Below are 25,920 nucleotides of genomic sequence, written 5' to 3'. Positions count from 1 at the left end.
TCAGAAAAACACGTCGGCGGCGCTGATCGCGCGCAGGCCCTTGGGCGTCCTGAGCATCAGGTTGCCGGCCTCGTCCACGTTTTCGAACACGCCGGTGATCTCGTCGGCCCCGGTGCGCGCGGTGATCACCTCGCCCAGCCGTGCCGCGTGGCGCAGCCAGTCCTCGCGGATCCGCCCGAAACCGAAGGCGTCGAGCTTGCCCTCCTCGGTGGCGAAGGCATCGGCGAGGTGGGTCAGGAACTCTTCCGGGTCGACCAGCGGCCCGCCGTCATCGGCGACCGCGACCGGCGGAAAGGCCGCGTCGCGCAGCCCCGCCGGGTGCGAGGCGAGGTTCACCCCGACACCGATGGCGAGCCAGTCGACATAGGGCCCCTGACCGGCGCTCTCCAGCAGGATGCCCGCGACCTTGCCGCCGTCGAGCAGCACGTCGTTGGGCCATTTAAGCGACAGACGGGTCCGGTCGACATGGATCGCCAGCGCCTCGAACAGCGCCACCGCGGCGAGGAAGCTGCGGCGCGCGGCCTCGGCGGGCGTGGCCTCGGGCTTGTAGACCAGCGTCGCGGCAAGGTTGCCGGGCTGGCTCGACCAGTCGCGGCCACGGCGGCCGCGGCCGGACGTCTGCTCATGCGCCATGATCCAGGTGGGTCCGGCAAGGCCAGAGGCCGCGCGTCGCGCGGCCTCGGCCATGGTGCTGTCGACGGTGTCGAGCACGACCCGTTCCCACCCCTCGGGCCAGAGCCCGCGGGATGTGGCGTCAGTTGACAAGGGTCGCCGCCGCGGCAGCGGCCAGGGGCTCGATGCCGAAGAGGTTGATGACGCCGAACACCATCACGGCGGCAGAGGCCATGAGAACGCCCCAGAGCAGCGGCGAGGTGCCGGTGTCGAGCGCTTCGCGCTCTTCGCCGAAATACATGTAGTAGACGATGCGCAGGTAGTAGAAGGCACCGATCACCGAGGCGATCACGCCGAGCACCGCGAGCCAGGTCAGCCCGCCCTCATAGGCCGCGCGCAGCACGTAGAGCTTGCCGAAGAAGCCGACCATCGGCGGCACGCCGGCAAGGCTGAACAGCAGCACCAGCATCGCCAGCGCGCGCATCGGCGCGTAGCGCGAATACATGTGCAGGGCGCCGATATCGGTCACCGGGCGGCCGTCGCGCTCCATCGACAGGATGAAGGCGAAGGTGCCGATGTTCATGGTGACGTAGATCGCCATGTAGATCAGCATCGCCTGCACGCCGAAGGCGGTGCCCGAGGCGAGACCCATCAGCGCGAAGCCCATATGAGCGATCGAAGAATAGGCCATCAGGCGCTTGATGTTGGTCTGACCGATCGCGGCGACGCCGCCCCAGAACACCGAGACCACCGACAGGAAGGCCACGATCTGCTGCCAGTCGCCGACCACGCCGCCGAAGCCGTCGAAGACGACCCGGGCGAAGAGCGCGATGGCGGCCATCTTGGGCGCGGTCGCCATGAAGGCGGTCACGGGGGTCGGCGCGCCCTCGTAGACGTCGGGGGTCCACATGTGGAACGGCGCGGCCGAGACCTTGAAGGCGAAACCCACCAGCAGGAAGACGAGGCCGAAGATCAGGCCGAGCGGCACGTCCACGGCGGTTGCCAAGAAGATGCCCTCGAACTGGGTGGTGCCGGCGAAGCCGTAGACCAGCGAGGCGCCGTAGAGCATCAGGCCCGAGCTGAGCGCGCCCAGCACGAAGTATTTGAGGCCGGCCTCGGTCGATTTCTCGCTGTCACGGCGCAGCGAAGCCACCACATACATGGCGAGCGACTGCAGCTCGATGCCCATGTAGAGCACCATCAGGTCGCCCGCAGAAACCATCACCATCATGCCGACCACGGCGAGGGCCACGAGCACCGGGTACTCGAACCGCAGCAGGTTGCGACGCGCCAGGTATTCCTGGCTCATCACCAGCACCACGGCGGCCGAGAGCAGGATCGTCACCTTGGAGAAGCGGGCGAAGCCGTCATCGACGAAGCTGCCGAAGAAGGCCGGGTCGGTGCCCTCGCGGGTGGCGATCAGGAACGCGACGAGCGCGAACATCGCCGCGGTCGCCCAGATCAGGAGACCGGCGGACTTGTCCTTGGTGGTGTAGACGCCCGCCATGAGCGCGACCATCGCATAGACCGAGAGGATCACCTCGGGCAGGACGGTCTGGAGATCGAGTGAGAACATGTGTCCTGGTCCTTAGTGCTGTGCCGGGGCCGCGACCTCGGCCGAGGCGATGGCGCTCTCGGAGCCATGCGCCGCGACCGCGACCTCGACCTGGTCCACGAGCGCCGCGACGCTCGGTCCGGTGATGTCGGTGACGAGGCTCGGATAGACGCCGAGCAGGATCGTCATGGCGACGAGCGGTGCGAAGATCCACTTTTCGCGGGCGGTCATGTCGGTGATCGACTTCAGGCTTTCCTTGATCAGGTCGCCCATGACGACCCGGCGGTACAGGTAGAGCGCGTAGGCCGCCGAGAAGATGACACCGGTGGTGGCCACCGCCGCGACCCAGGTGTTGGCCTGGAACATGCCAATCAGCGTCAGGAATTCGCCGACGAATCCGCTGGTGCCCGGCAGGCCGACATTGGCCATGGTGAACAGCATGAACACCGCCGCATAGGCCGGCATCCGGTTCACGAGGCCGCCATAGGCGTCGATGTCGCGGGTGTGCATCCGGTCGTAGATCACGCCGACGCCGAGGAAGAGCGCGCCGGAGATGAAGCCGTGGCTGATCATCTGGAACACCGCGCCGTCGAGACCCTGCTGGTTCAGCGCGAAGATGCCGGCGGTGACGAAACCCATATGGGCGACCGAGCTATAGGCGATCAGCTTCTTGATGTCCTTCTGCACCAGCGCCACCAGCGAGGTGTAGACGATGGCGATCGCCGAGAGCCACAGCACCAGCGGCGCCCAGATGTCGGAGGCGACCGGGAACATCGGCAGCGAGAAGCGCAGGAAGCCGTAGCCGCCCATCTTCAGCAGGATCGCGGCCAGAACCACCGAACCGGCGGTCGGCGCCTGCACGTGGGCGTCGGGCAGCCAGGTGTGCACCGGCCACATCGGCATCTTCACCGCGAAGCTGGCGAAGAAGGCGAACCACAGAAGCGTCTGCACGCCGCCGACGATCTGCACCCCGAGGATCGGGAAGCTCTCGGACGAGAAGTTGTAGCCCATCAGCGTCGGGATGTCGGTGGTGCCCGCCTGCGCGAACATCACCACCATCGCCACCAGCATCAGCACCGAGCCGAGGAAGGTGTAGAGGAAGAACTTGAAGCTCGCATAGATGCGGTCCTTGCCGCCCCAGATGCCGATGATCAGGAACATCGGGATCAGGCCCGCCTCGAAGAACAGGTAGAACAGCACGAGGTCGAGCGCCACGAACACGCCGATCATCAGCGTCTCGAGCACCAGGAAGGCGATCATGTATTCCTTGACCCGGTGCGTCACGTCCCAGCAGGCGGCGATGACGAGCGGCATCAGGAATGTGGTCAGCATCACGAACAGAAGCGAGATGCCGTCGACGCCGAGCTTGTAGCGCATGCCCAGGAGCCACTGGCGATCCTCGACGAACTGGAAGCCCGGCGCCTCGGCGTCGAAGCCCGCGAGGATGAACAGCGACACCACGAAGGTGAAGACGGTGGTGGCCAGAGCCACCCACTTGGCGTTGCGCTGCGCGGCCAGGTCATCGCCGCGCAGGAACAGCGCGAGGATGCCGGCGCCCAGAAGCGGGATGAAGGTGGTCAGAGAGAGAAGGTTGCCCATCTGTTATTCGGCCCCCCCGGCCAAGGTCATCCAGGTCAGGATCAGGGCCAGGCCCAGAACCATCGCGAAGGCGTAGGTAAAGACGTATCCGTTCTGCGCGCGGCCGGCGAGGCGGGTGAAGAAGGGCACGATGCCCATCGCCACGCCGTTGATGCCGCCGTCGATGACGCTGCCGTCGCCCTTGGTCCAGAAGAACCGGCCGATGGCCTGCGCGGGCCGAACGAAGACGAAGTCGTAAAGCTCGTCGAAGTACCACTTGTTGAGCAGGAAGTTGTAGAGCGGCCGCTGGTTCGCCGCGAGCTGCGCGGGCAGCTCCGGACGGCGGATATACATCAGCCAGGCGAGGCTCAGGCCAAGCAGCATGGCGACGAAGGGGCTGACCTTGACCCAGACCGGCGCGTGGTGCGCGTCGTCGAGGACATGGTTGTCGGGCGCCATGTAGATCGCCCCCTGCCCCGGCGCCGCGATCGTGGCGACGGCGCCATGACCATCGGCCTCGACGGCGTGGCCCGCATCGTCCTCGGCCACCGCCTCGGCGGCGTGCTCGAGATCGCCCTCGGCCAGCTCGTCGGTCGCGGCGACGACGCCCTCGCCGTGGCCGTCACCGGCCTCGGCATGGGCCGTCGGAATGCCGAAATACTGCGAGACCCGGGCGTGATCGCCGAAGAAGGGCGCGTACCACAGCATGCCGGCGAGGACCGCCCCGAGCGACAGCACGCCCAGCGGCACCAGCATCGTGCCGGGGCTCTCATGCGCATGGTCATGCGTGTGATGATCGCCGCGCGGCTTGCCGAAGAAGGTCATGAAGATGAGCCGCCAGGAATAGAAGCTCGTCATCGCGGCGGCGACCACCAGCAGCCAGAAGGCATAGGGCGTGGCACCGGCATAGGCGCTTTCGATGATCGCGTCCTTCGACAGGAAGCCCGCGAAGCCGATATGGGTCAGCGGAATGCCGACGCCGGTGATCGCCAGCGTGCCGATCATCATCGCCCAGAAGGTATAGGGGATCTTCTTCCGCAGACCTCCATAGTTCCGCATGTCCTGCTCGTGATGCATCGCATGGATGACCGAGCCGGCCCCGAGGAACAGCAGCGCCTTGAAGAAGGCATGGGTGAAGAGGTGGAACATCGCCACCGAGTAGACGCCCGAACCGGCCGCCACGAACATGTAGCCCAGCTGCGAACAGGTCGAATAGGCGATCACGCGCTTGATGTCGTTCTGCACCAGACCCACGGTCGCGGCGAAGAAGGCGGTGGTGGCGCCGATGAAGACGATGATCGCCTTGGCGTCGGGCGCGAATTCGAGGATCGGCGACATCCGGCAGACCAGGAACACGCCCGCCGTCACCATGGTCGCGGCATGGATCAGCGCCGAGACCGGGGTCGGGCCTTCCATCGCGTCGGGGAGCCAGGTGTGGAGCAGCAGCTGCGCCGACTTGCCCATCGCGCCGATGAACAGCAGCAGCGAGACGATCTCGAGTGCCCGGAACTCGAGGCCGAGGAATTCGAGCTCCATCCGCGCCATCACCGGCGCCGCGGCGAAGATGTCGGAGAAGTTGATCGAGTCCGCGAGGAAGAACAGCGCGAAGATGCCGAGCGCGAAGCCGAAATCGCCGACGCGGTTGACGATGAAGGCCTTCATCGCGGCGGCATTGGCCGAAGGCTTGCGGTAGTAGAAGCCGATCAGCAGGTAGGATGCGACGCCGACGCCTTCCCAGCCGAAGAACATCTGAACGAGGTTGTCGGCGGTCACCAGCGCGAGCATCGCGAAGGTGAAGAAGGAGAGATAGGCGAAGAAGCGCGGCCGGTAGCTTTCGCCCGGCCGGAAGTTCTCGTCATGCGCCATGTAGCCGAAGCTGTAGAGGTGCACGAGGAACGAGACCGTGTTGATCACGATCAGCATGATCGCGGTCAGACGGTCGAGCCGGATCGCCCAGTCGGTCGAGAGCGAGCCGCTCTCGATCCAGCGCAGGATCTGGATCTGCTCCATCTGGCCGTCATGGCCGAGGAACACGATCCACGACAGCAGGCAGGACAGGCCGACCAGCGAGGTGGCGACCCATTGCGCGCCCGCCTCGGAGATCAGCCGCCAGCCGAAGCCCGCGATCAGTGCGCCGACGAGGGGCGCGAAGAGGATGATCGTTTCCATGCGCCCCTCAGCCTTTCATCACGTTGACGTCTTCGACGTCGATGGTGCCGCGGATCCGGAAGAAGCAGACCAGAATGGCGAGGCCGATCGCCGCCTCGGCGGCCGCGACGGTCAGCACGAAGAGCGTGAAGACCTGGCCGACCAGATCGCCCAGATAGGCCGAGAAGGCGACGAAGTTGATGTTCACCGCGAGCAGCATCAGCTCGATCGACATCAGGATGATGATGACGTTCTTGCGGTTCAGGAACAGCCCGAAGATGCCGATGACGAACAGCGCCGCCGCGACGGTGAGATAATGTTCGAGCCCTATCGGGGCTTCAGCGAGATAAGCGTCCATCAGTGTCCCTCCGGGCTTTGGCCCGTTCGCGGTCTATCAGAGGCCCTGGCCGGGCTTCACGTCCTTGAGTTCCAGCGTCTTGGCCGGATCGCGATACATCTGCGCCAGGATGTCCTGCCGCTTCACGTCCTTGCGGTGCCGCATCGTCAGCACGATCGCGCCGATCATCGCCACCAGCAGCACGAGGCCCGCGAGCTGGAACAGCAGGATGTAGCGATCGTAGATCAGCAGGCCGAGAAGCTGCGTGTTCTCGACGTCGAAGACGAAGGGCGCGGCGAGGCGCTCGTCATAGCCCTCGGAGTAGTCCCAGACGCCGAAGGCTAGGGCCAGCTGCATCAGGAGGATGACGCCGATCAGCAGCGCCAGCGGCATGTATTTCGCCATCTCCGCCTTCAGCTCGGCGAAATCGACGTCGAGCATCATCACCACGAAGAGGAACAGCACCGCGACGGCGCCGACATAGACGATGACCAGCAGCAGCGCCACGAATTCGGCGCCGACCAGGATGAACAGCCCGGCCGAGCTCAAGAAGGCGAGGATCAGCCACAGCACCGAATGCACCGGGTTGCGGGCGATCACGGTGAACAGCCCGCCGACGATGGTCGACAGCGCGAAGAGGTAGAAGATGATGGCGGCGGCGGTCATCGTGCGGTGTCCTTTCCGGTGTCCTCGTCCATGACCTCGGTGGCAAGCTCCATCGCCTTGGTCATCGCGGGCACGCCGCCGAACATCCCCGCTTGGGCGATGGTCTCGGCGATCTCCTGTTTCGTGGCGCCCGCCTCCCGCGCGTGGCGCACGGTGAGACGGATCTGGGCCTCGGCCTGGGCGCCGAGGATGGTCAGACCGGTCAGCGTCAGCAGCAGCCGGGTCTTGGCGTCGAGCCCCTCGGGGTTGAGGGTGCGCCCCATGAACGCCTCCATCATCTCCTTGGGCATGGTCGGCCAGAGCTGCTCGAAGCCCTTCGGCGTGAAGCTCTCGAGCGCGGGATTCATCCGACGGGCCCAGTCCTGGCCCATCTTCATCATCTGCGCGAAGGGGTTCTGATCGGTCACGGCGTGGTCCTCAGCGGTACGGCGCGTCGAGCTCGAGGTTGCGGGCGATCTCGGCTTCCCAACGGTCGCCATTCGCCAGCAGCTTCTCCTTGTCGTAGTAGAGCTCCTCGCGGGTCTCGGTCGAGTATTCGAAGTTCGGCCCCTCGACGATCGCATCGACCGGGCAGGCCTCCTGGCAGAAGCCGCAATAGATGCACTTGGTCATGTCGATGTCGTAGCGCGTGGTGCGGCGCGAGCCGTCCTCGCGCGGTTCGGCATCGATGGTGATCGCCTGCGCCGGGCAGACCGCCTCGCACAGCTTGCAGGCGATGCAGCGCTCTTCCCCGCTGGGATAGCGGCGCAGCGCGTGTTCGCCCCGGAAACGGGCCGAGAGCGGGCCTTTCTCGTGCGGGTAGTTCACGGTCGCCTTGGAGCCGAAGAAGTACTTCAGCCCCAGCTTCATGCCCTTGGCGAAATCCTGGAGCAGGAAATACTTGGCGGCGCGGGTGTAGTCGATCTGCGTCATGCTCAGACTCCCAGGGTCCAGCGGGCCCAGAACCCGCCAAGGACCTCGAATTTCGCGAGGAAGGCCACGATCACGACCCAGGCGAGCGACAGCGGCAGGAACACCTTCCAGCCCAGACGCATCAGCTGGTCGTAGCGGTAGCGCGGGGTGATCGCCTTCACCATCGCGAAGATGAAGAAGACGAAGAACATCTTGAGGACCATCCACAGCACGCCGTCGGGCAGGCCGGGGATCGGCGACAGCCAACCGCCGAAGAACATCAGCGACACCAGCGCGCACATCAGCACGATCGCGACGTATTCGCCGATCATGAACAGCAGGAACGGCGTCGAGGAATACTCGACCTGGTAGCCGGCGACGAGCTCGGATTCGGCTTCGGGCAGGTCGAAGGGCGGGCGGTTGGTCTCGGCCATGGCCGAAATCAGGAACAGGAACAGCATCGGGAAATGCGGCAGCCAGTACCAGTTGAACAGGCCGAAATCGCCGTCCTGCGCCGCCACGATGGCGCCGAAGTTCAGGCTCCCCGTCGAGATGATGATGCCGACGATGATCAGGCCGATCGAGACCTCGTAGGAGATCATCTGCGCGGCCGAGCGCAGCGAGCCGAGGAACGGGTATTTCGAGTTCGAGGCCCAGCCGCCCATGATCACGCCGTAGACCTCGAGCGAGGAGACGGCGAAGACATAGAGCAGCGCCACGTTGAGATCGGCCAGCACCCAGCCATCGGCAAAGGGGATCACCGCCCAGGCGATCACCGCCATGACGAAGGAGATCATCGGCGCCAGGAAGAACACCGAGCGGTCGGCGCCGGCGGGCACGACCACCTCCTTGACGATGTATTTTAGGAAGTCGGCGAAGCTTTGCAGCAAGCCGAAGGGGCCGACAACGTTGGGCCCCTTGCGCATCTGCACCGCGGCCCAGACCTTGCGGTCGACCAGCAACAGGAACGCCAGCGCCACGAGCAATGGCACGATCAGCAGCAGAGACTGACCGAGGATCAGCAGCACGGCTCCGATGCTGGTTTCGGTGAAGAATTCGACCATGGTGCTTCCCTCAGACCGTCGGGATGCCGTTCAGTCCGCAGTTCTGGACGGTGACTTCGGCATCGATCGTGCGCAGCCCCTCAGGCAGGGCCGGCGAGATGGTGTAAACAGCATCGGCGCGCCAGTTTCCAGCCGATTCATCGAGTTGGGTGCGGACATGACGGGCAAATCCATAGCCCCGGATCAGCGCATATTGCGCCGCCGCGCATTCCGCATAGGCGATCACGTCCTCGGCCTTGGCGCCGCCGCTCATCGCGACGTGGAAGTTCACGAGGTCGCCGTCGAGCAGCCGCGTCTCGACGCCGTCATGCCGCGGCGCGCCGCGCTCCCCCCGCCCCGCCGCGGCATCCGCCTCGGCGCAGCCGGCCACCAGGGCCGCCAGGGGCAGGAGGAGAGCGGCCCGCATCCTCACTCGGCCGCGATCTTCTGCTGCCGGCGGGTGCGGGCATTGCCCGCAAGCTCGCCCATCAGCTCGCTGGCACGGGCGATGGGGTTGGTCAGGTAGTGCTCGGCGACGATGCTCTCGAAATCGCCGAGCGCCTCGTCCATCGAGCCGAGCTCCAAGGGCTGCCATTCGTTCTCGGCCACCTCGTCGATCCGTGCCAGATGCGGATGCGCCGCCACCAGCGCCTGCCGCAGCTGCGCGAGGCTGTTCCAGGGCTGGGTCGCACCCAGCTCGGCCGAAAGCGCGCGCAGGATCGCCCAGTTCTCCTTGGCCTGGCCCGGCGCGAAGCCGGCGCGCAGCGCGAGTTGCGGGCGGCCTTCGGTGTTGACGAAGAGCCCCTGCTCCTCGACCCAGGCCGCCGCGGGCAGGATCAGGTCGGCGCGATGCGCACCGCGATCACCATGGCTGCCCTGGTAGATCACGAAGGCGCCCGAGGGCAGCGCGATCTCGTCGGCGCCCATGTTGTAGATCACCTCGGCGCTTTCGAGCGCGGTCTCGACGCCGCCCTCGGTGGTGGCGCCGACATCCATCGCGCCGACGCGGCTCGCGGCCGAATGCAGCACCAGAAGCTTGCTCTTGCTGCGGGCGGCCAGTTCCATGGCATGAGCGAGAACCGCCTCGCCATCGGCACCGGTCAGGGCACCCTGCCCCACCACGACGACCGAAGCCTCGTCCAGCACCGCGCCGAACTCGTGGCCGAGCAGGTCGGACAGCGCCTTGCGGCCCGTGCCCGCATGATGCGCATCATAGGTCAGGTCCGCCGGCACGCCGACATGGCCGACATTGGCCCCGGCGAGCCAGGCCTTGCGGATGCGGGCGTTGAGAACCGGCGCCTCGATGGCGGGGTTGGTGCCGACCAGCATGATGTGGCGCGCGGTGTCGAGATCCTCGATCCGGGCCGTGCCGACATAGGCCGAGCGATTGCCAGCAGGCAATTTGGCACCGTCGGTGCGACATTCGACGACACCGCCCTGCCCCTCGATCAGCTGCTTGAGCGCGAAGGCGGCCTCGGTCGGGGCGAGATCGCCGACGAGACCCGCGACCTTGCGGCCCTTCATGGCGGCGGCGGCGGCGGCGAGCGCCTCGGGCCAGTCGGCCTTCCGCAGCTTGCCGTTCTCGCGGATATAGGGCGTGTCGAGACGCTGGCGCGCGAGGCCGTCCCAGACGAAGCGCGCCTTGTCCGACAGCCATTCCTCGTTCACGCCGTCATGGTTGCGCGGCAGGATGCGCATCACCTTGCGTCCCTTGGTGTCCACGCGGATCGACGAGCCGAGCGCGTCCATCACGTCGATGGTCTCGGTCTTGGTCAGCTCCCAGGGGCGGGCGTTGAAGGCGTAGGGCTTGGAGACCAGCGCGCCCACCGGGCACAGGTCGATGATGTTGCCCTGCAGGTTCGAATCGAGCGTCTGGCCGAGATAGGAGGTGATCTCCGCATCCTCGCCGCGCCCGGTCTGGCCCATCTGGGAAATGCCGGCCACCTCGGTGGTGAAGCGCACGCAGCGGGTGCAGGAGATGCAGCGCGTCATGTGCGTCTCGACCAGCGGGCCGAGATCGAGATCCTCGGTCGCGCGCTTGGGCTCGCGATAGCGCGAGAAGTCGACGCCATAGGCCATCGCCTGGTCCTGCAGGTCGCACTCGCCGCCCTGGTCGCAGATCGGGCAATCGAGCGGGTGGTTGATGAGCAGGAACTCCATCACCCCCTCGCGGGCCTTCTTGACCATCGGCGAGTTGGTCTTGACCTGCGGCGGCGCGCCCTCGGGCCCGGGCCGCAGATCCTTGACCTGCATGGCGCAGGAGGCGGCGGGTTTCGGCGGGCCGCCCACGACCTCGACGAGACACATGCGGCAATTGCCGGCGATGCTCAGCCGCTCGTGATAGCAGAAACGGGGGATTTCGATCCCCGCGGTCTCGCAGGCCTGGATGAGCGTCATCGCCCCCGGCACCTCGATGACCTTTCCGTCGATGCTGACTTTGCGCAAATCGGACATGGCAGGCCGCCCCTTTCCTCGCGTCGGACGCATGCCTCCGGGTCGGGGGCTGCGATCGAGGGGGGTTCTAACGCGGCTCGCCCGGCGATGCCAGACGCATCCACGCGCCGGAACGGGGAAAATGCCGCTCTGGCGCGTGGATGGGCTGCGGCACGCGCGCACAGCCCATCATCGGTCGGATCGGCGACGGGTTACTGGAGCAGCGTGCCGATCCGGCTGCCGGCCGCCATCTCGCGGCGGCCGACCTCGCAATAGGTCTCCCAGTCGCCCTCGACCCCGCCCTTTTCGCGCAGGAGGGCCCGGGCCTCGGCCTCGAGCCGGTCCTTTTCCTCCTCGTCGTCGATGAAGGCGCTGATCTGGGCCCGGGTATAGCCCAGATCCAGGGCGTGGCTCCGGAGCGAGTTGAGAAAGCCGATGCCGGTCAGCCAGCGCGAGTCGAGGCTGTCGCACTTGCGGCCGATCTCGTAGGCGATGGCGGTGGAAATCAGCCCGTCGCGGATCTTGGCGTTCTCGCGCAGCGCCGGCAGCGCCGCCGTCGCGCCCGCCGCGATGGTAAAGCCGAGGATCAGCGCGGCGGTGCGCGCGAGATGCGGGATGGTCATGCGTGGTCTCTCCTATCGGGCCGGTTCCGGGGCCTGCTCGCCCCCGTCCGGCGCTTCTGGCCGAGAGCTTGGCCCCGGAAGGCCGATATTCAATATCACGCTGTGGAGAGTGGCCTCGCGATGGCGGATCGCCGCCCGGTCCTCAGGCGTCGCGGCCGCCCTCGGCCTGTTCGGCCTCCTCGCGTTTCAGCTCGGCCGCGCTTTCGCCCTTGGCATGGGCAAGGCGCTTTTCGACCCACGGCACCGCCACATAGGAGATGAGCGGCACCGTGAAGGTGGTGGAGATCAGGATCTCCAGCCAGAGCGGCACCCCCGGCGCTAGCCACGAGAACAGGTAGCTGGAGATCAGGACCGCCGGGTAGACCGCGAGCCAGACGCCGAAATTCTTCAGCGCCTGGTCGCGCCAGGTCATTGGGCCGCGATGGTCGCCGCGACGCCGCGACCGCGAATGCGGTCCTCGATCTCGTCGCGGAAGTTGCGGATCAGGCCCTGGATCGGCCATGCGGCGGCGTCGCCGAGCGCGCAGATGGTGTGACCCTCGACCTGCTTGGTCACGTCGAGCAGCATCTCGATCTCCTCGATCGCCGCGTCGCCGCGCACCATCCGCTCGAGCACCCGCATCATCCAGCCGGTGCCTTCACGGCAGGGCGTGCACTGACCGCAGCTCTCGTGCTTGTAGAATTTCGACAGCCGCCAGATCGCCTTCACCATGTCGGTGGACTGATCCATCACGATGACGGCGGCGGTACCGAGGCCGGAACGCTGCTCGCGCAGCCAGTCGAAATCCATGATCGCGTCTTCCATGGTCTCGGCGCGCAGCACCGGTACCGAGGAGCCGCCCGGAATCACCCCCTTGAGGTTCTTCCAGCCGCCACGGATGCCGCCGCAATGCTTGTCGATCAGCTCCTTGAAGGAGATCGACATCTCCTCCTCGACCACGCAGGGCTTGTTGACGTGGCCCGAGATCGCGAAGAGCTTGGTGCCGGTGTTGTTCGGACGACCGAAGCCCGCGAACCATTCCGGCCCACGGCGCAGGATCGTCGGCGCGACGGCGATGGATTCGACGTTGTTCACCGTGGTCGGGCAGCCATAGAGGCCCGCCCCCGCCGGGAAGGGCGGCTTCATGCGCGGCATGCCCTTCTTGCCTTCGAGCGACTCCAGCAGCGCGGTTTCCTCGCCGCAGATATAGGCGCCGGCGCCGTGATGCAGGTAGAGATCGAAATCCCAGCCCGACCCGGCGGCGTTGCGGCCCAGAAGCCCGGCATCGTAGCACTCGTCGATCGCCTGCTGGAGCGCCTCGCGCTCGCGGATGTACTCGCCGCGCAGGTAGATGTAGCTCGCATGCGCGTTCATCGCGAAGGAGGCGATCAGGCAGCCCTCGATCAGCGTGTGCGGATCGTGGCGCATGATCTCCCGGTCCTTGCAGGTGCCGGGCTCGGATTCGTCGGCGTTGACGACGAGATAGGCGGGCCGCCCGTCGCTTTCCTTGGGCATGAAGGACCACTTCAGACCGGTCGGGAAGCCAGCGCCGCCACGACCGCGCAGGCCGGACGCCTTCATCTGCTCGACGATCCAGTCGCGGCCCTTCTTGATGATGTCGCCGGTGCCGTCCCAATGGCCACGGGCCTGCGCACCCTTCAGCGTGCGGTCGTGCATCCCGTAGATGTTGGTGAAAATGCGGTCCTGATCCTTGAGCATCGGCTCACCTTTCGTCGTCCCGGCGCGCGCGCCAGGTTTGATATGTCATCCACAATCCCATGACGAACCCCGCGAGGGCCATCAGGTCGAACAATCCGCGCCAGCGATGCGGTAGGTCGAGGGCGTTGCCCGCGAAGATCGCGATCACCCAGAACACGCCGGTTCCGGCGAGCACCAGCGCCGCGCGTCGACCTGCCGCGCCGCTCATGCCTCGTCCTTCGTCAATTCACGGGCCTGGCCGATCCAGTCGTCGCGCTGGATCCGGCCCTTGAACCCCTCGAGATGATCGTCGATCCAGGCCGCCTCGCCCTCGCCCCAGGATGCGATCTGGCGCAGATGCCAGACGCCGAGACGGTTCAGCTGTTCCTCGAGCCGCGGGCCGACGCCGCGCAGCTGCTTGAGATCGTCGGGCTGGCCCTGCGGCGCATCGAGCAGTTCGGGCTTCTCGCGCAGGCCGGCGGCGACGCCGTCGGGCATGTCGGGTTCCGCCGCAGCCTCGGCCTCTCGGTCGAGAGACTGGGTGCGCGCGACTTCCTCGCCGAGGTCGCCCTCACGGCTGTCCGCATCCGCATCGCTATCGTCGAGCACCGCCGTGTCGTTCACGACCGGCTTGCCGCCCTGCCCCGGCGCGGCGCTGGAGGCGGCGCGACCGCCCGTGTCCTCGGCCGGCGACGTCGCGGGCGCGGGCGTCTCTTTCGGCGCGGCGGTCGCCGCAGGAGCGGCCGCGGTCTCGGGAGCGGCGGTCTTCTGGTCGAGCGGTGCCGGGCTCGCGGCGGTCATGTCCTCGACCTCGTCGCGGCAGACCAGCGCCAGAAGCAGCAGCGCCGCCGCGACGGCGATCAGCGCCGCGATGAGGAGCGACGAGAACCAGCCGCGCTCGCCCAGAGCGAGCAGGATCCACAGCAGCAGCCCGCCGATCGCCGCGCCGCCGATGCTGATGGTCCGACAGTTTCCGATGTTGTTCATGCCGCGTCCTCCAGATGGCCGGAGCCTAGCGCCCCGTCATTCGTCATAGGACGCAACGCCGTCGAATCAAACGGATGCGCGGGCCGAACCGGCCCGCGTGCCCTCCGCTCCGATCCGGCAGCGCGCTTTGGCATCACTCGCCTTTCGAAGGCTTCTTGGGCTGGCCATCCTTGGCGGGATCGCCGGGTTTCTGCGTCCGGGGCGCGTTGTAGGCGCCGCCCGGTGCCGCCGGATCGGCGGTGCCGGTCTTGTCGTCGGTCGCGTCTTCGGCATCGGTCGCCGGTGCGGCCTCGCCCGACGGCGCGATCGGCTTGCCGCCCTCGGGCGCCTCGTTACCGGCGGTCGCGTCCTGCGGCTCCTCGGCCGGGAAATCGGCGGAGACCGGCTTGGCCGCGCTCGAGGCCGGGGCCTCCTGCTCGGTGACGCCGGAGGCATCCGCCGGCCGGTCATGCGCCGGCATCGGCTCCTGCGGATCCTCGTAGCCCTCGGCTTCGTGATCGTCCTGACGCTGCCACGGCGCGGTCAGCGGCACCTCGGTGCCGTCGATCCGCTTGATCGTGTCGCCCAGCTTCACGGCGAGCGCGACGGCGGCGTTGTGCTCGTCCCGGTTCTCGGCGCCCTCGGCCAGCGAGGTCAGGTTGTCGATCGGCTCGGCGGCGTAGCGACCGTTCTGCGGGCCGGGCGTCGGCACGCGGCCCGCGGCCATCTCGTCGATGATCTCGGCCAGCCGCTCGGTGGTCAGGTCCTCGTAGTAGTCCTTGCCGATCTGCGCCATCGGCGCGTTGGCGCAGGCGCCGAGGCACTCGACCTCCTCCCACGAGAACTTGCCATCGGCCGAAATCTCGTGCGGCTTCGTCGCGATCTTTTCCTGGCAGACCTTCATCAGGTCCTCGGAGCCGCAAAGCATGCAGGACAAGGTACCGCAGACCTGGATATGCGCGACCGAGCCGACCGGCTGCAGCTGGAACATGAAGTAGAAGGTCGCGACCTCGAGCACCCGGATATAGGCCATGTCGAGCATCCGCGCGACTTCCTCGATCGCGGGGCGCGACAGCCAGCCTTCCTGCTCCTGCGCACGCCACAGCAGCGGGATCACCGCGCTGGCCTGACGCCCCTCGGGATATTTCGTGATCTGCGCCTCGGCCCAGGCCTGGTTGGCCGGGGTGAAGGCGAAGCTCTCGGGCTGTTCGGGGTGAAGTCTGCGCAGCATTCGCTCGTTCCGGTGTTCTGGGCGCCCCCCGTCGGGCGGCGCGGATCATGTCAGGAGGGCGCGCGCCCTCAGATGCAGTTCTCGGTCAACACCCGGATGGTGCCGCCATCGGAGACCTCGGCGCGGCCCTGGGCGGAGAGCTGCGGCGCGATCTCCAGCAGCTGCTGCTGCGTGAGGTTCGCCTTGAGCAGCACCTGCGCCACGTTGTCGGAGGTGATCACGCAGCCCTGCGCCTCGATCGCGGCGACGAGCCGGTCGGCCGGTGCCATCGGCGCCGCCGCGGCGGCGGCGGGGCCGACGCTGCCGACGCGCCCCTGCGCGCCGATGCCGCCGATCTGCGCCCCGGCCGTGCAGGCCCCCAGCGCGCCGAGCGCCACGAAACCCATCATCATCCGCATCGCCGTCATCTTCGAACGTCCCCGTCCTGTCTGGGGCCGATGGCAGAGCCGCCGGCCGGTTGCCTCGGATCGCCGCCTCAGCGGTCGACCTCGCCGAACACGATGTCCATTGTGCCGATGATCGCCGCCACGTCGGCGAGCTGGTGGCCGGAAGCCACGTGGTCCATCGCCTGCAGGTGCAGGTAGCCCGGCCCGCGCAGCTTGGCCCGGTACGGCTTGTTGGAGCCGTCGGCCACGAGATAGACGCCGAACTCGCCCTTGGGTGCTTCGACCGCGGCATAGACCTCGCCCGCGGGCACGTGGAAGCCCTCGGTGTAGAGCTTGAAGTGATGGATCAAGGCTTCCATCGAGGTCTTCATGTCCGTGCGGGTCGGCGGCGTGACCTTGCCCCGCGCCAGCACGTCGCCCTTTTCGTGGCGCAGCTTCTCGCAGGCCTGACGGATGATCTTGGTCGACTCGCGCATCTCGGCCATCCGGACGAGATAACGGTCGTAGCAGTCGCCGTTCTTGCCGACCGGGATCTGGAAGTCGAACTCGTCGTAGCACTCGTAGGGCTGCGCGCGACGTAGGTCCCAGGCGAGGCCGGAGCCGCGCACCATCACGCCCGAAAAGCCCCAGTCGGTCGCTTCCTGCTCGGTCACCACGGCGATGTCGACGTTGCGCTGCTTGAAGATGCGGTTCTCGGTCAGCAGCCCGTCGATGTCGTCGAGGAAGGCCGGGAAGCCCGCGGCCCAGGCATCGATGTCCTCGATCAGCTCGGGCGGCAGGTCCTGATGCACGCCGCCGGGCCGGAAATAGGCCGCATGCAGGCGCGCGCCGGAGGCCCGCTCGTAGAACACCATCAGCTTCTCGCGCTCTTCGAAGCCCCATAGCGGCGGCGTCAGCGCGCCGACATCCATGGCCTGGGTGGTGACGTTGAGCAGGTGGTTGAGAACCCGGCCGATCTCGGAATAGAGGACGCGGATCAGCGAGGCGCGACGCGGCACCTCGGTGCCGGTCAGCCGCTCGATCGCCAGACACCAGGCATGCTCCTGGTTCATCGGCGCCACATAGTCGAGCCGGTCGAAATAGGGCAGGTTCTGCAGGTAGGTGCGGCTTTCCATCAGCTTCTCGGTGCCGCGATGCAGCAGGCCGATATGCGGATCGCAGCGCTCGACGATCTCGCCGTCGAGCTCGAGCACGAGGCGCAGCACGCCGTGCGCCGCCGGGTGCTGGGGCCCGAAGTTGATGTTGAAGTTGCGGATCTTCTGCTCGCCGGTCTTCGTGTCTTCGAAGCCCTTGGCGTTGATGGTCGAGCCGTCCATGACTTACCCCTTCGCGCCGGTTTCGGCAGCCTTGTCATCCCCCGGAAGCACGTATTGCGCGCCTTCCCACGGGCTCATGAAATCGAACTGGCGGTATTCCTGCACCAGCTTCACCGGCTCGTAGACCACCCGCTTCTGCACCTCGTCGAAGCGCACCTCGGTATAGCCCGTGGTCGGGAAGTCCTTGCGCAGCGGGAAGCCGCGGAAGCCGTAATCGGTGAGGATCCGGCGCAGGTCCGGATGGCCCGAGAACAGGATGCCGAACATGTCGAACACCTCGCGCTCGAACCAGTTGGCCGAGGGGTGGATCTCGATGATCGAGGGCACCATCTCGTCCTCGCGCACCTGCGTGCGCACGCGGATGCGCTGGTTCTGGTACATCGACAGGAAGTGGTAGACCACGTCGAAGCGCTTCTCGCGGCCGGGGTAGTCCACGGCGGTGATGTCGACGAGCGTCGAGAAGCGGCAGGTCGGGTCGGTCTTCAGCAGCTCGACGAAACCGGGGATCGCCTCTGGCGTCACGGTGACGTTGAGCTCGCCGAAGGCGATCTCCCAACCGGTCACGCAGTCGGGTCGCTTGGCTTCGAGATGCGCGCCCAGGTCGTTCAGTGCCTCGCTCATGGCGATTCCCCCGAAAAAATGGTCTTGGCCGGCGCGTGGTCGCGCCGGCGGGGCCTCAGCGGACGATCGTGCCGGTGCGGCGGATCTTGCGCTGCAGCTGCAGGATTCCGTAGAGCAGCGCCTCGGCGGTCGGCGGGCAGCCGGGAACGTAGACGTCCACGGGCACGATCCGGTCGCAGCCGCGCACCACCGAGTAGCTGTAATGGTAGTAGCCGCCGCCATTGGCGCAGCTGCCCATCGAGATCACGTAGCGCGGCTCGGGCATCTGGTCGTAGACCTTGCGCAGCGCCGGGGCCATCTTGTTGGTCAGCGTGCCGGCGACGATCATCAGGTCGGACTGGCGCGGCGAGGCGCGCGGCGCGGTGCCGAAGCGCTCGAGATCGTAGCGCGGCATCGAGGTGTGCATCATCTCGACGGCGCAGCAGGCCAGACCGAAGGTCATCCAGTGCAGCGAGCCGGTGCGCGCCCAGTTGATCATGTCCGCGGTCGAGGTGACGAGGAAGCCCTTGTCGGTCAGCTCGCGGTTGAGGTTCTGCGTGGCGACCTCGCGGTCGGCCCCCGCCGTATTGGCGCCGGTCATCACTCCCATTCGAGAGCCCCCTTCTTCCATTCGTAGGCGAAGCCGATGGTCAGCACGGCGAGGAACACCATCATCGACCAGAACGCCAGCATCGACACCTCGCCGAAGGCCACCGCCCACGGGAACAGGAAGGCCACTTCGAGGTCGAAGATGATGAACAGGATCGAGACGAGATAGAACCGCACGTCGAACTTCATCCGCGCGTCGTCGAAGGCGTTGAAGCCGCATTCGTAGGCCGAGACCTTCTCCGGGTCGGGCCGGCGCACGGCGAGCACGACGGCGGCGAGGATCAGGATCGCACCCAAGCCGATGGCAAGGCCGAGGAAGATCAGGATGGGAAGGTATTCCGCAAGAAGCAGTTCCACGTCGGGTCCTTTCGCGCGGGAGCTGTCGATCGATTGGGCGATCCATAAACCCCGGTCCGGGAAGGGTCAACCGAGCCCGGCACCCCGGAGATGCGTCCGATGCGCGCGGCGGCGTCGCCAAGTGTCAGTCATCCTCGGGATTCTGGCTCAGCTCGTGCTTCACCTGCTCCAGCTCGCGATCGAGAAAGAAGGAGATCAGCGACCGGATGATCACCAGAAGCCCGAGGAACACCAGGTCGGCGAGTTCGAGGCTGAGCGCGGTATGGATGATGTCAGAGACGATGAAGAGCTCCAGCCCGGCGAGGATGTAGCGGCCCAGTTCGATCCGCTCGCGGTTGACGCCGCGCACCCGCGCCGCGTCCTCGCGCCGGATCTCGGCCCAGCTCACGCCGATGATGAAGCGCACCGCGCCCACCAGCAGCAGCGCGATGGCGAAGAGATCGATGATGGCCGCGACCCATTCGAGCGCGCTCACCAGCCAGCCGAGATGGTGGTGCAGCACGCCGCCTTCGGATCCGAATTCCCAGATCGACCCCATGACCGGCCTCCCTTTCCTATTGCCCCGCAACTGGCCCGGCCTGGGCTTCGGTCAAGCCGGCGGAACCCGTCCCGCCGCACCGCGTTGGCCGCGCATGACATGCATGTTCCGACTTGCCGCGCTCGCCCTCGCCCTCATCCCTGCCACCGCCCATGCCGAGGTCGTCGGCAAGGTCGGCGTTGACTGGGTCGGCAACGACGTCATCGTCGAAGCGATTCCCGACCCGGACGTCGAGGGGGTGACCTGCCACATCGCCTATTTCGAGCGCTCCGAGATCGACCGTCTCAGCCAGGGCAACTGGTTCGAGGACCCGTCCAACGCCTCGATCGACTGCCGCCAGACCGGGCCGATCACGTTGGGCGACATCGACCGTTCGCGCGGCGGCGAGGCGGTGTTTCGCGAAAGCCGTTCGATCATCCTGAAATCGCTCAGGATCACCCGCATCTACGACGAGACGAACCAGGTGCTGATCTATCTCGCCCATGGCAGCGAACTGACCCAAGGCTCGGCCAAGATGTCGCTTTCGACGATTCCTCTCTACGACACCGAAGCCGCGCAGTAGAAGCGCTGCGCTCAGCGGACAGGGTGCTCACGGCTTATGGTCGCGCGGGCACCGAACCCTATTGCGGCGTCTCCACGGGCACCACGAAGACGCTGCCCCTTACCAGGAGGTGGCCTCAGCCCAGCGCCTGCACCGCCGCCACCAACTCGTCGTAATGACCGATCAGCGCCTCGGGATGCAGATCCGCCGTGCGATGGCCATTGGGGCCGAACTTCACGAGGATCGAGGGCACGCCGGCGGCGCGGGCCGTGATACGGTCGGTCTCGGTATCCCCCACCAGCACGCAATGCGCCGGATCGCCGCCCGCGCGTCGCACGGTTTCACGCAGGCATTCGGGATCGGGCTTGCGCATCGTCAGCGTGTCCGCCCCGACGAGACAGACGAAATGTTCGCGCACGCCGAGCCGGGTCATCAGCTTCTCGGCCAGCGCCTCGGGCTTGTTGGTGCAGATCGCCACCGGATGGCCAAGCCGCTTTAACTCCGCGATCGCCTCGATCGCGCCGGGGAACAGCGTCGAATGCCGGTCGATCTCCTCCTCGTAATAGGCGAGCAGCCGGGGATACTGCCGATCGACCTCGGCCTCCTCGACCTCGCCGACCCGGCTCAGTCCCAGCCGCAGCATGGCACGCGCGCCATGCATGGCGGTGGCGGCATCCTCGCGCGGGTCGAGCAGCGGCCCGAGGCCGAGATCCTCGAAACAGCGATTGGCGGCCGCGATCAGGTCGCCGCTGGTTTCGGCGAGCGTGCCGTCGAGGTCGAAGATCACGGCGCGCATGGGCACCTCCCCTGTAATGATGCGTAGCGGTAATTGATCCCGCCGGTGGGCCACCGGGCTTGTGCCCCTAGATGCGGCTAGTAGAAGACGGATCAAGCAACAAGAGGGGCAGCAATGGGCACGGCACTGATCGTTCTGGCCGCGGGTCGGGGCACGCGGATGAATTCGGACCTGCCGAAGGTCCTGCACGAGATCGGGGGTGCGCCGCTGCTGCATCACGCGATGGCCGCCGGCATGGCGCTGGAGCCGTCGCGGATGATCATCGTGGCGGGGCATGGCGCCGAGGCCGTGGAGCGCGCCGCGACCGGCTTCGACGCGGGCGTCGTCACGGTGCGCCAGGAAAGCCAGGACGGCACCGGCCACGCGGTGCGCCAGGCCCGCGCCGCGCTCGAGGGCTTTTCGGGCGACGTGATCGTGCTCTACGGCGACACGCCCTTCATCCGGCCCGAGACGCTGGAGGCGATGCGCCGGGCCCGGACCCGCGCCGACGTCGTGGTGCTGGGCTTCGAGACCGCCGATCCGGGCCGCTACGGGCGGCTGGTGACGTCGGGCGACAGCCTCGAGCGGATCGTCGAGTTCAAGGATGCCGACGCGGCCACCCGCGCCATCACCCTGTGCAATTCCGGCGTGATCGCCGCGGATTGCGAGACGCTGTTCGAGCTGCTCGACCGGGTGACCAACGACAACGCCGCGGGCGAGTACTATCTGACCGACATCGTGGGCCTCGCGCGCGAGGCCGGGCTCGGGGCCGAGGTGGTGCGCTGCGACGAGGCCGAGACGCTGGGCATCAACACCCGCGCCGAGCTGGCCGCCGCCGAGGCCGCGTTCCAGTCCCGCGCCCGGGCCGGGGCGATGGAGGACGGGGTGACGCTGGTGGCGCCGGAGACGGTGAGCTTCGCGCGCGACACGGTGGTTGGCCGCGACACGGTAATCGAGCCCAACGTGGTGTTCGGCCCCGGCGTGACGGTGGAGAGCGGCGCGCGGATCCGCGCCTTTTCGCATCTCGAGGGCTGCCACATCTCGCGCGGCGCGACCGTCGGCCCCTTCGCCCGGCTGCGCCCCGGCGCCGAGCTGGCCGAGGAGGTGCATGTCGGCAACTTCGTCGAGATCAAGAACGCGCAGATCGGCACCGGCGCCAAGATCAACCACCTGACCTATCTGGGCGATGCCGATATCGGCGCCGGCACCAATGTCGGCGCGGGCACGATCACCTGCAACTATGACGGCGTGTTCAAGCACCGGACCACGGTGGGCCGCGACGCCTTCATCGGCTCGAACACCATGCTGGTGGCGCCGGTGACGCTGGGCGACGGCGCGATGACCGCGACCGGCACGGTGGTGACCCACAACGTGCCGGCGGGCGACATGGCCGTGGGCCGGGCGCGTCAGGACAACAAGCCGGGCTTCGCGACCCGGTTCTTCGAGAAGCTGCGCGCCGCGAAGGCCGCCAAATCGAAAGGCGAATGAGATGTGTGGGATCGTAGGCGTTCTGGGCAATCACGAGGCCGCGCCGCTGCTGGTCGAGGCGCTCGGCCGGCTCGAATATCGCGGCTATGACAGCGCCGGCATCGCGACGCTGAACGAGGGCCGTCTCGACCGCCGCCGCGCGGTGGGCAAGCTGGTGAACCTGTCCGACAAGCTTGTGCATGAGCCGCTGCGCGGTCTCGCGGGCATCGGCCACACCCGCTGGGCCACCCATGGCGCGCCGACCGAGGCCAATGCGCATCCCCATGCCGGGGCCCGCGTGGCCGTGGTTCATAACGGCATCATCGAGAACTACCGGGCGCTGCGCGCCGAACTGTCCGAGGCGGGCATCGGCACCGCGACCGACACCGACACCGAGACCGTGGCGCTGATCTGCCAGCTGCATCTCGACCGCGGGCTGGCGCCGCGCGACGCGGCGGCGGCCACCATCGCCAAGCTCGAGGGCGCCTATGCGCTGTGCTTCCTGTTCGAGGGCGAGCCCGACCTCCTGATCGCCGCGCGCAAGGGCAGCCCGCTGGCCATCGGCCATGGCGAGGGCGAGATGTTCGTGGGCTCGGACGCGATCGCGCTCGGCAACCTGACCGACCGGATCACCTATCTCGAGGAAGGCGACCGGGCCGAGGTGACCCGCGCGGGCGCGGTGATCTTCGACGCGCAGGGCCGCGAGGTCTCGCGCCCCGAGAAGCGCATCGCCCGGGCGGCGGCGCAGGTCGACAAGGCCGGGCACAAGCACTTCATGGCCAAGGAAATCGCCGAGCAGCCCCGCGTGCTGGCCGAGGCGCTGGGGCACTACCTGACGCCCGAGGGCCAGATCGCCCTGCCCGAGCCCGGCATCGACTTCACCGCCATCGACCGGCTGACGCTGGTCGCCTGCGGCACCGCCTTCTACGCCTGCAACGTCGCGAAATACTGGTTCGAGCAGGTGGCGCGGCTGCCGGTCGAGATCGACGTCGCCTCGGAATACCGCTACCGCGAGCCCCCGGTGCCGGCCCGCTCGGCCGCGCTCTTCGTCAGCCAGTCGGGCGAGACCGCCGACACGCTGGCGGCGCTGCGCTATGCCAAGGACAAGGCCTCCAGCATCCTGTCGGTGGTCAACGTCACCGAGAGCTCGATCGCGCGCGACAGCGACCTCGCGCTGCCGATCCTCGCCGGTGCCGAGATCGGCGTCGCCTCGACCAAGGCCTTCACCTGCCAGCTCCTGGTGCTGGGGATCCTGGCGCTCGAGGCGGCGCGGCAGCGCGGCACGCTCGACGCGGCCGAACTCGCCGGGCATCTGCGCGGCCTGCGCGAACTGCCGGGACTGATCCATCAGGGATTGACCATCGAGGCCGAATGCCAGCGCGTCGCGCGCGGGCTTTCCGAGGCCCGCGACATCCTGTTCCTCGGTCGGGGCCGAATGTATCCTCTGGCGCTGGAAGGCGCGCTGAAGCTGAAGGAAATCAGCTACATCCACGCCGAAGCTTACGCGTCGGGCGAGCTCAAGCACGGGCCCATCGCGCTAGTGGACGAGCACGTGCCGGTGATCGTCATGGCGCCGCATGACGAGCTGTTCGACAAGACCGTGTCGAACATGCAGGAGGTGATGGCGCGCGGCGGCAAGGTACTGCTGATCACCGACGCCACCGGCGCGCGGATCGCCGGCGAGGGCGCTTGGGAGGTGATCACCCTGCCCGAGATCGACCCGCTCTGGGCGCCGATCCTCTACGCCCTGCCGGCGCAGCTCCTCGCCTACCACACCGCCGTGGCCAAGGGCACCGACGTCGACCAGCCCCGAAACCTCGCCAAATCCGTCACCGTCGAGTGAAACGACAAAAAAGGGGCAACTGTGTCGTTTCTTAGAGGCGAATGGGCTGTTTGTTTCGGATCATGGCGTTGAGGATGACGAGGAGCTGACGGGCAACGGCAATGAGAACTGTTTTGGGGGCTTTGCCGGCAGCCTTCATTCGATCTCGCATGGCAATCAAGAGCGGCACGCGGCGGGACGCGCTCAAGGCCGCGATGTAGAGAGCCTCGCGGACTTTGCGTCGTCCTCCCCATATACGTCGTGTGCCGCGCCATGTGCCGCTCTCGCGGGCATGTGGAGCGAGCCCGGCGAGAGAGGCGATCCGACGCCGACAGAGCGTGCCGAGTTCGGGCAGTTCGCCGAGAAGCGTTGCCAGCACCGTCGGTCCAATCCCAGGCACGGCGCGAAGCAACTCCGCATGCTCGGTAAGTTCGGGGCTGTCTCCGATCAGAGCCGCAATCTTGCGATCCATGATGACAATGCGGCGGTCGAGCAGCGCGATCATCGTCTCGATCTCGCGCAGGATTGCTGGCTGGCCGGCGCTGTGGCGACGCACCTTTTCGGCTTTCCGCATTTCGACCAACTGCCTGCGGCGACGAAGGAAATCAGAAAGTCGGGCCCGATCCGGATGAGGCGGCGCGGTAACCTCGAGAGGCAAGAGGCGCCCCATATCAGCCAGTATGCGCGCATCGACCCGATCCGTTTTGGCCAACACGCCCGTCGCGCGGGCGAACTCTCGGGCTTGGCGCGGATTGACCCGTGCGAAGCGAAGGCCCCGGTCGCAGAGTGCCTTGATCAAAAGAGTGTCGCAGCCGCTGGTGGCCTCGAAGACGACTAGAGAGTTTGCAGGCAAGGACGCGGTCCAGCGGGTAATGCTGTTCGGATTGTTATCGATCCTCACCACCACCTTGGTCGGCAGGGCGTGCGTATCGATCCAGCCGCGGGCAAGGTCGCAGCCGATGACGGTCTGTGGCATGGTAAAAGCTCCTGTCCATGTCATGCGGGATCGGAGTCAGCCGTCCCAAGCAACTGTTCAGGTTGATCGCGACGCGGAAGGGACCCTTGCTCCCACACGGGCTCTCGACCCTGGGGGGGGACGGGCTCCCTTCCGCACCGCCATTCTACTCCATTCGCAACAGACAGGGGGGGCAAGATATGCCCCCCCCTTTTTGCATCTCGTCACCAAGCATCGCCCGGAAACCCGGCCGGTTGCCGCTCAGCCGCTATAGACCGTCAGTTCCGGCAGAGACGTCAGCGACAACTCCAAAAGACGCATCGCCGGCAGGCTGATCTCGCTGCCCGATCCGGCAGCCCCGCCCGAGGGGCGCAGTTCGAGCTTCACCGATTTGCCATTCGCCGCCTCGACCCGGCCTTGCGTGACGCTGCTCACCAGGGGCGTCTCGATCCAGAGCCCCGGATCGGCGGGCGATCCCAGCGAGGCGATGGTCGTGCCGAGCCTCTGCTCGCCCGCGGGTTCCGGCGCCGCCGTGGCCGCCGCGCGCTGTACCGGCGTCGTGGTGTCGAGCGCGGCCGCGCTTGCGGCCTCGGGCGGCGGCGGTGGCGCGCTTTGTACCGCCGGTTGCGGCGCGGCGGCGGTGGCCTCCGATGCCGGGGCCGCAGAGGGGGCGCTGGCCTGTTGCATCTCTGCGCAGGCGGACAGGAGACCGAGCGCGGCGAGGGCGGTGGGGATCATGAGGCGTGTCATGCGCTGGAGGATAGCGGCGCGCCCTGCCCGGACAAGTGCCTGTA

At 67.2% G+C, this 25,920-nt stretch carries 29 protein-coding genes; 3 read left to right on the top strand and 26 right to left on the bottom strand.

Translation table 11 applies throughout. The features are described 5' to 3' along the window. The 23 genes from ACRAQ3_RS05575 to ACRAQ3_RS05465 form a co-directional block, all read right to left on the bottom strand. Complete coding sequence (locus ACRAQ3_RS05575) at positions 1-711, bottom strand: biotin--[acetyl-CoA-carboxylase] ligase (RefSeq protein ID WP_432255955.1); 711 nt, start codon at positions 709-711, stop codon at positions 1-3. A gap of 43 nt (positions 712-754) precedes the next feature. Then, positions 755-2,188 carry an NADH-quinone oxidoreductase subunit NuoN gene (gene nuoN / locus ACRAQ3_RS05570; RefSeq protein WP_269397881.1) on the bottom strand — a complete coding sequence of 478 codons (1,434 nt, stop codon included), beginning with the start codon at positions 2,186-2,188 and terminating at the stop codon, positions 755-757. 12 nt (positions 2,189-2,200) lie between these two features. Next, positions 2,201-3,766, bottom strand: a complete 1,566-nt coding sequence (locus ACRAQ3_RS05565) for an NADH-quinone oxidoreductase subunit M (protein ID WP_432255954.1) — start codon at positions 3,764-3,766, stop codon at positions 2,201-2,203. A 3-nt stretch (positions 3,767-3,769) separates the two neighbouring features. After that, positions 3,770-5,914, bottom strand: coding sequence for an NADH-quinone oxidoreductase subunit L (gene nuoL, locus ACRAQ3_RS05560; protein ID WP_432255953.1), 2,145 nt, complete (start codon positions 5,912-5,914; stop codon positions 3,770-3,772). Positions 5,915-5,921: 7 nt separating this feature from the next. Further along, positions 5,922-6,251: an NADH-quinone oxidoreductase subunit NuoK gene (gene nuoK / locus ACRAQ3_RS05555; protein ID WP_021693273.1), complete on the bottom strand. Its 330-nt coding sequence runs from the start codon at positions 6,249-6,251 to the stop codon at positions 5,922-5,924. A 36-nt stretch (positions 6,252-6,287) separates the two neighbouring features. After that, the gene (locus ACRAQ3_RS05550) at positions 6,288-6,896 is read right to left on the bottom strand and encodes an NADH-quinone oxidoreductase subunit J (protein ID WP_085894789.1); all 609 of its coding nucleotides are present in this window, start codon (positions 6,894-6,896) and stop codon (positions 6,288-6,290) included. Then, positions 6,893-7,303: a carboxymuconolactone decarboxylase family protein gene (locus tag ACRAQ3_RS05545; RefSeq protein WP_085894788.1), complete on the bottom strand. Its 411-nt coding sequence runs from the start codon at positions 7,301-7,303 to the stop codon at positions 6,893-6,895. The genes ACRAQ3_RS05550 and ACRAQ3_RS05545 overlap by 4 nt, the downstream gene beginning before the upstream one ends. A 10-nt stretch (positions 7,304-7,313) precedes the next feature. Then, the gene (nuoI, locus tag ACRAQ3_RS05540) at positions 7,314-7,808 is read right to left on the bottom strand and encodes an NADH-quinone oxidoreductase subunit NuoI (RefSeq protein ID WP_432255952.1); all 495 of its coding nucleotides are present in this window, start codon (positions 7,806-7,808) and stop codon (positions 7,314-7,316) included. Between the two features lie 2 nt (positions 7,809-7,810). Further along, a complete protein-coding gene (gene nuoH, locus ACRAQ3_RS05535) occupies positions 7,811-8,851 on the bottom strand; it encodes an NADH-quinone oxidoreductase subunit NuoH (RefSeq protein WP_085894786.1) in 1,041 nt (346 codons plus the stop codon). 10 nt (positions 8,852-8,861) lie between these two features. Continuing rightward, entirely contained in the window at positions 8,862-9,257 is a 396-nt protein-coding gene (locus ACRAQ3_RS05530) for a hypothetical protein (RefSeq protein WP_085894785.1), read from the bottom strand. A 2-nt stretch (positions 9,258-9,259) separates the two neighbouring features. After that, on the bottom strand, positions 9,260-11,284 hold the full coding sequence (nuoG, locus tag ACRAQ3_RS05525; RefSeq protein ID WP_432255951.1) for an NADH-quinone oxidoreductase subunit NuoG: 2,025 nt from the start codon (positions 11,282-11,284) through the stop codon (positions 9,260-9,262). Positions 11,285-11,475: 191 nt separating this feature from the next. Next, on the bottom strand, positions 11,476-11,886 hold the full coding sequence (locus ACRAQ3_RS05520) for a DUF5333 domain-containing protein (RefSeq protein WP_085894783.1): 411 nt from the start codon (positions 11,884-11,886) through the stop codon (positions 11,476-11,478). Positions 11,887-12,028: 142 nt separating this feature from the next. Then, entirely contained in the window at positions 12,029-12,298 is a 270-nt protein-coding gene (locus ACRAQ3_RS05515) for a hypothetical protein (protein WP_432255950.1), read from the bottom strand. After that, positions 12,295-13,584, bottom strand: coding sequence for an NADH-quinone oxidoreductase subunit NuoF (nuoF, locus tag ACRAQ3_RS05510; RefSeq protein ID WP_432255949.1), 1,290 nt, complete (start codon positions 13,582-13,584; stop codon positions 12,295-12,297). Before nuoF ends, ACRAQ3_RS05515 begins: the two co-directional genes overlap by 4 nt. Positions 13,585-13,588: 4 nt before the next feature. Next, positions 13,589-13,792: a DUF5337 domain-containing protein gene (locus ACRAQ3_RS05505; RefSeq protein WP_269397876.1), complete on the bottom strand. Its 204-nt coding sequence runs from the start codon at positions 13,790-13,792 to the stop codon at positions 13,589-13,591. Then, positions 13,789-14,550 carry a hypothetical protein gene (locus ACRAQ3_RS05500; protein WP_432255948.1) on the bottom strand — a complete coding sequence of 254 codons (762 nt, stop codon included), beginning with the start codon at positions 14,548-14,550 and terminating at the stop codon, positions 13,789-13,791. The genes ACRAQ3_RS05505 and ACRAQ3_RS05500 overlap by 4 nt, the downstream gene beginning before the upstream one ends. A gap of 133 nt (positions 14,551-14,683) precedes the next feature. Beyond that, the gene (gene nuoE / locus ACRAQ3_RS05495; protein WP_432255947.1) at positions 14,684-15,760 is read right to left on the bottom strand and encodes an NADH-quinone oxidoreductase subunit NuoE; all 1,077 of its coding nucleotides are present in this window, start codon (positions 15,758-15,760) and stop codon (positions 14,684-14,686) included. Between the two features lie 68 nt (positions 15,761-15,828). Continuing rightward, positions 15,829-16,167, bottom strand: a complete 339-nt coding sequence (locus ACRAQ3_RS05490; RefSeq protein WP_106535105.1) for a hypothetical protein — start codon at positions 16,165-16,167, stop codon at positions 15,829-15,831. Positions 16,168-16,235: 68 nt separating this feature from the next. After that, positions 16,236-17,462, bottom strand: coding sequence for an NADH-quinone oxidoreductase subunit D (locus ACRAQ3_RS05485; RefSeq protein WP_085894777.1), 1,227 nt, complete (start codon positions 17,460-17,462; stop codon positions 16,236-16,238). Between the two features lie 3 nt (positions 17,463-17,465). Then, on the bottom strand, positions 17,466-18,083 hold the full coding sequence (locus ACRAQ3_RS05480) for an NADH-quinone oxidoreductase subunit C (protein WP_269397873.1): 618 nt from the start codon (positions 18,081-18,083) through the stop codon (positions 17,466-17,468). A 55-nt stretch (positions 18,084-18,138) separates the two neighbouring features. Beyond that, a complete protein-coding gene (locus ACRAQ3_RS05475; RefSeq protein ID WP_085894775.1) occupies positions 18,139-18,663 on the bottom strand; it encodes a NuoB/complex I 20 kDa subunit family protein in 525 nt (174 codons plus the stop codon). Beyond that, complete coding sequence (locus ACRAQ3_RS05470; protein ID WP_269397872.1) at positions 18,663-19,028, bottom strand: NADH-quinone oxidoreductase subunit A; 366 nt, start codon at positions 19,026-19,028, stop codon at positions 18,663-18,665. Before ACRAQ3_RS05470 ends, ACRAQ3_RS05475 begins: the two co-directional genes overlap by 1 nt. A gap of 124 nt (positions 19,029-19,152) precedes the next feature. After that, positions 19,153-19,566 (bottom strand): DUF1622 domain-containing protein, encoded by a 414-nt coding sequence (locus ACRAQ3_RS05465; RefSeq protein ID WP_432255946.1) that lies wholly within the window; start codon positions 19,564-19,566, stop codon positions 19,153-19,155. A 94-nt stretch (positions 19,567-19,660) separates the two neighbouring features. On the opposite strand from ACRAQ3_RS05465, the gene ACRAQ3_RS05460 reads away from it, so the two are divergent. Next, positions 19,661-20,128, top strand: coding sequence for a CreA family protein (locus tag ACRAQ3_RS05460; protein ID WP_432255945.1), 468 nt, complete (start codon positions 19,661-19,663; stop codon positions 20,126-20,128). 115 nt (positions 20,129-20,243) lie between these two features. Here the strand turns inward: ACRAQ3_RS05460 and ACRAQ3_RS05455 are convergent, their stop codons facing one another. After that, positions 20,244-20,903, bottom strand: coding sequence for an HAD-IA family hydrolase (locus tag ACRAQ3_RS05455; RefSeq protein ID WP_085894772.1), 660 nt, complete (start codon positions 20,901-20,903; stop codon positions 20,244-20,246). A gap of 114 nt (positions 20,904-21,017) precedes the next feature. On the opposite strand from ACRAQ3_RS05455, the gene glmU reads away from it, so the two are divergent. Both glmU and glmS read left to right on the top strand, forming a co-directional pair. Continuing rightward, positions 21,018-22,370 (top strand): bifunctional UDP-N-acetylglucosamine diphosphorylase/glucosamine-1-phosphate N-acetyltransferase GlmU, encoded by a 1,353-nt coding sequence (glmU, locus tag ACRAQ3_RS05450; RefSeq protein WP_432255944.1) that lies wholly within the window; start codon positions 21,018-21,020, stop codon positions 22,368-22,370. Between the two features lies 1 nt (position 22,371). Further along, positions 22,372-24,192: a glutamine--fructose-6-phosphate transaminase (isomerizing) gene (glmS, locus tag ACRAQ3_RS05445; RefSeq protein WP_432255943.1), complete on the top strand. Its 1,821-nt coding sequence runs from the start codon at positions 22,372-22,374 to the stop codon at positions 24,190-24,192. 31 nt (positions 24,193-24,223) lie between these two features. Here glmS and ACRAQ3_RS05440 read toward each other — a convergent pair whose 3' ends face one another. Both ACRAQ3_RS05440 and ACRAQ3_RS05435 read right to left on the bottom strand, forming a co-directional pair. Then, on the bottom strand, positions 24,224-25,147 hold the full coding sequence (locus ACRAQ3_RS05440) for a transposase (RefSeq protein WP_162620613.1): 924 nt from the start codon (positions 25,145-25,147) through the stop codon (positions 24,224-24,226). A gap of 240 nt (positions 25,148-25,387) precedes the next feature. Beyond that, positions 25,388-25,876: a D-galactarate dehydratase gene (locus ACRAQ3_RS05435; RefSeq protein ID WP_432255942.1), complete on the bottom strand. Its 489-nt coding sequence runs from the start codon at positions 25,874-25,876 to the stop codon at positions 25,388-25,390. Between the last annotated feature and the right edge of the window lie 44 nt (positions 25,877-25,920).

Origin of the sequence: Limimaricola sp. AA108-03 (assembly GCF_050847355.1) — a bacterium.
Classification (GTDB): domain Bacteria; phylum Pseudomonadota; class Alphaproteobacteria; order Rhodobacterales; family Rhodobacteraceae; genus Limimaricola.
This window is presented reverse-complemented; position numbering and strand designations above follow the sequence as displayed.

What these genes read in the sequence shown, in the direction of transcription:
- ACRAQ3_RS05515 (WP_432255950.1), bottom strand. Translation starts at nt 12,298, where the DNA reads ATGACCTGGCGCGACCAGGCGCTGAAGAATTTCGGCGTCTGGCTCGCG.
- ACRAQ3_RS05440 (WP_162620613.1), bottom strand. Translation starts at nt 25,147, where the DNA reads ATGCCACAGACCGTCATCGGCTGCGACCTTGCCCGCGGCTGGATCGAT.
- nuoF (WP_432255949.1), bottom strand. Translation starts at nt 13,584, where the DNA reads ATGCTCAAGGATCAGGACCGCATTTTCACCAACATCTACGGGATGCAC.
- ACRAQ3_RS05565 (WP_432255954.1), bottom strand. Translation starts at nt 3,766, where the DNA reads ATGGGCAACCTTCTCTCTCTGACCACCTTCATCCCGCTTCTGGGCGCC.
- ACRAQ3_RS05475 (WP_085894775.1), bottom strand. Translation starts at nt 18,663, where the DNA reads ATGACCGGCGCCAATACGGCGGGGGCCGACCGCGAGGTCGCCACGCAG.
- ACRAQ3_RS05490 (WP_106535105.1), bottom strand. Translation starts at nt 16,167, where the DNA reads ATGACGGCGATGCGGATGATGATGGGTTTCGTGGCGCTCGGCGCGCTG.
- nuoH (WP_085894786.1), bottom strand. Translation starts at nt 8,851, where the DNA reads ATGGTCGAATTCTTCACCGAAACCAGCATCGGAGCCGTGCTGCTGATC.
- glmS (WP_432255943.1), top strand. Translation starts at nt 22,372, where the DNA reads ATGTGTGGGATCGTAGGCGTTCTGGGCAATCACGAGGCCGCGCCGCTG.
- ACRAQ3_RS05520 (WP_085894783.1), bottom strand. Translation starts at nt 11,886, where the DNA reads ATGACCATCCCGCATCTCGCGCGCACCGCCGCGCTGATCCTCGGCTTT.
- nuoE (WP_432255947.1), bottom strand. Translation starts at nt 15,760, where the DNA reads ATGCTGCGCAGACTTCACCCCGAACAGCCCGAGAGCTTCGCCTTCACC.
- ACRAQ3_RS05530 (WP_085894785.1), bottom strand. Translation starts at nt 9,257, where the DNA reads ATGCGGGCCGCTCTCCTCCTGCCCCTGGCGGCCCTGGTGGCCGGCTGC.
- ACRAQ3_RS05480 (WP_269397873.1), bottom strand. Translation starts at nt 18,083, where the DNA reads ATGAGCGAGGCACTGAACGACCTGGGCGCGCATCTCGAAGCCAAGCGA.
- ACRAQ3_RS05550 (WP_085894789.1), bottom strand. Translation starts at nt 6,896, where the DNA reads ATGACCGCCGCCGCCATCATCTTCTACCTCTTCGCGCTGTCGACCATC.
- ACRAQ3_RS05465 (WP_432255946.1), bottom strand. Translation starts at nt 19,566, where the DNA reads ATGGGGTCGATCTGGGAATTCGGATCCGAAGGCGGCGTGCTGCACCAC.
- ACRAQ3_RS05455 (WP_085894772.1), bottom strand. Translation starts at nt 20,903, where the DNA reads ATGCGCGCCGTGATCTTCGACCTCGACGGCACGCTCGCCGAAACCAGC.
- nuoG (WP_432255951.1), bottom strand. Translation starts at nt 11,284, where the DNA reads ATGTCCGATTTGCGCAAAGTCAGCATCGACGGAAAGGTCATCGAGGTG.
- ACRAQ3_RS05485 (WP_085894777.1), bottom strand. Translation starts at nt 17,462, where the DNA reads ATGGACGGCTCGACCATCAACGCCAAGGGCTTCGAAGACACGAAGACC.
- nuoI (WP_432255952.1), bottom strand. Translation starts at nt 7,808, where the DNA reads ATGACGCAGATCGACTACACCCGCGCCGCCAAGTATTTCCTGCTCCAG.
- glmU (WP_432255944.1), top strand. Translation starts at nt 21,018, where the DNA reads ATGGGCACGGCACTGATCGTTCTGGCCGCGGGTCGGGGCACGCGGATG.
- ACRAQ3_RS05505 (WP_269397876.1), bottom strand. Translation starts at nt 13,792, where the DNA reads ATGAGCGGCGCGGCAGGTCGACGCGCGGCGCTGGTGCTCGCCGGAACC.
- ACRAQ3_RS05460 (WP_432255945.1), top strand. Translation starts at nt 19,661, where the DNA reads ATGACATGCATGTTCCGACTTGCCGCGCTCGCCCTCGCCCTCATCCCT.
- nuoK (WP_021693273.1), bottom strand. Translation starts at nt 6,251, where the DNA reads ATGGACGCTTATCTCGCTGAAGCCCCGATAGGGCTCGAACATTATCTC.
- nuoN (WP_269397881.1), bottom strand. Translation starts at nt 2,188, where the DNA reads ATGTTCTCACTCGATCTCCAGACCGTCCTGCCCGAGGTGATCCTCTCG.
- nuoL (WP_432255953.1), bottom strand. Translation starts at nt 5,914, where the DNA reads ATGGAAACGATCATCCTCTTCGCGCCCCTCGTCGGCGCACTGATCGCG.
- ACRAQ3_RS05500 (WP_432255948.1), bottom strand. Translation starts at nt 14,550, where the DNA reads ATGAACAACATCGGAAACTGTCGGACCATCAGCATCGGCGGCGCGGCG.
- ACRAQ3_RS05435 (WP_432255942.1), bottom strand. Translation starts at nt 25,876, where the DNA reads ATGACACGCCTCATGATCCCCACCGCCCTCGCCGCGCTCGGTCTCCTG.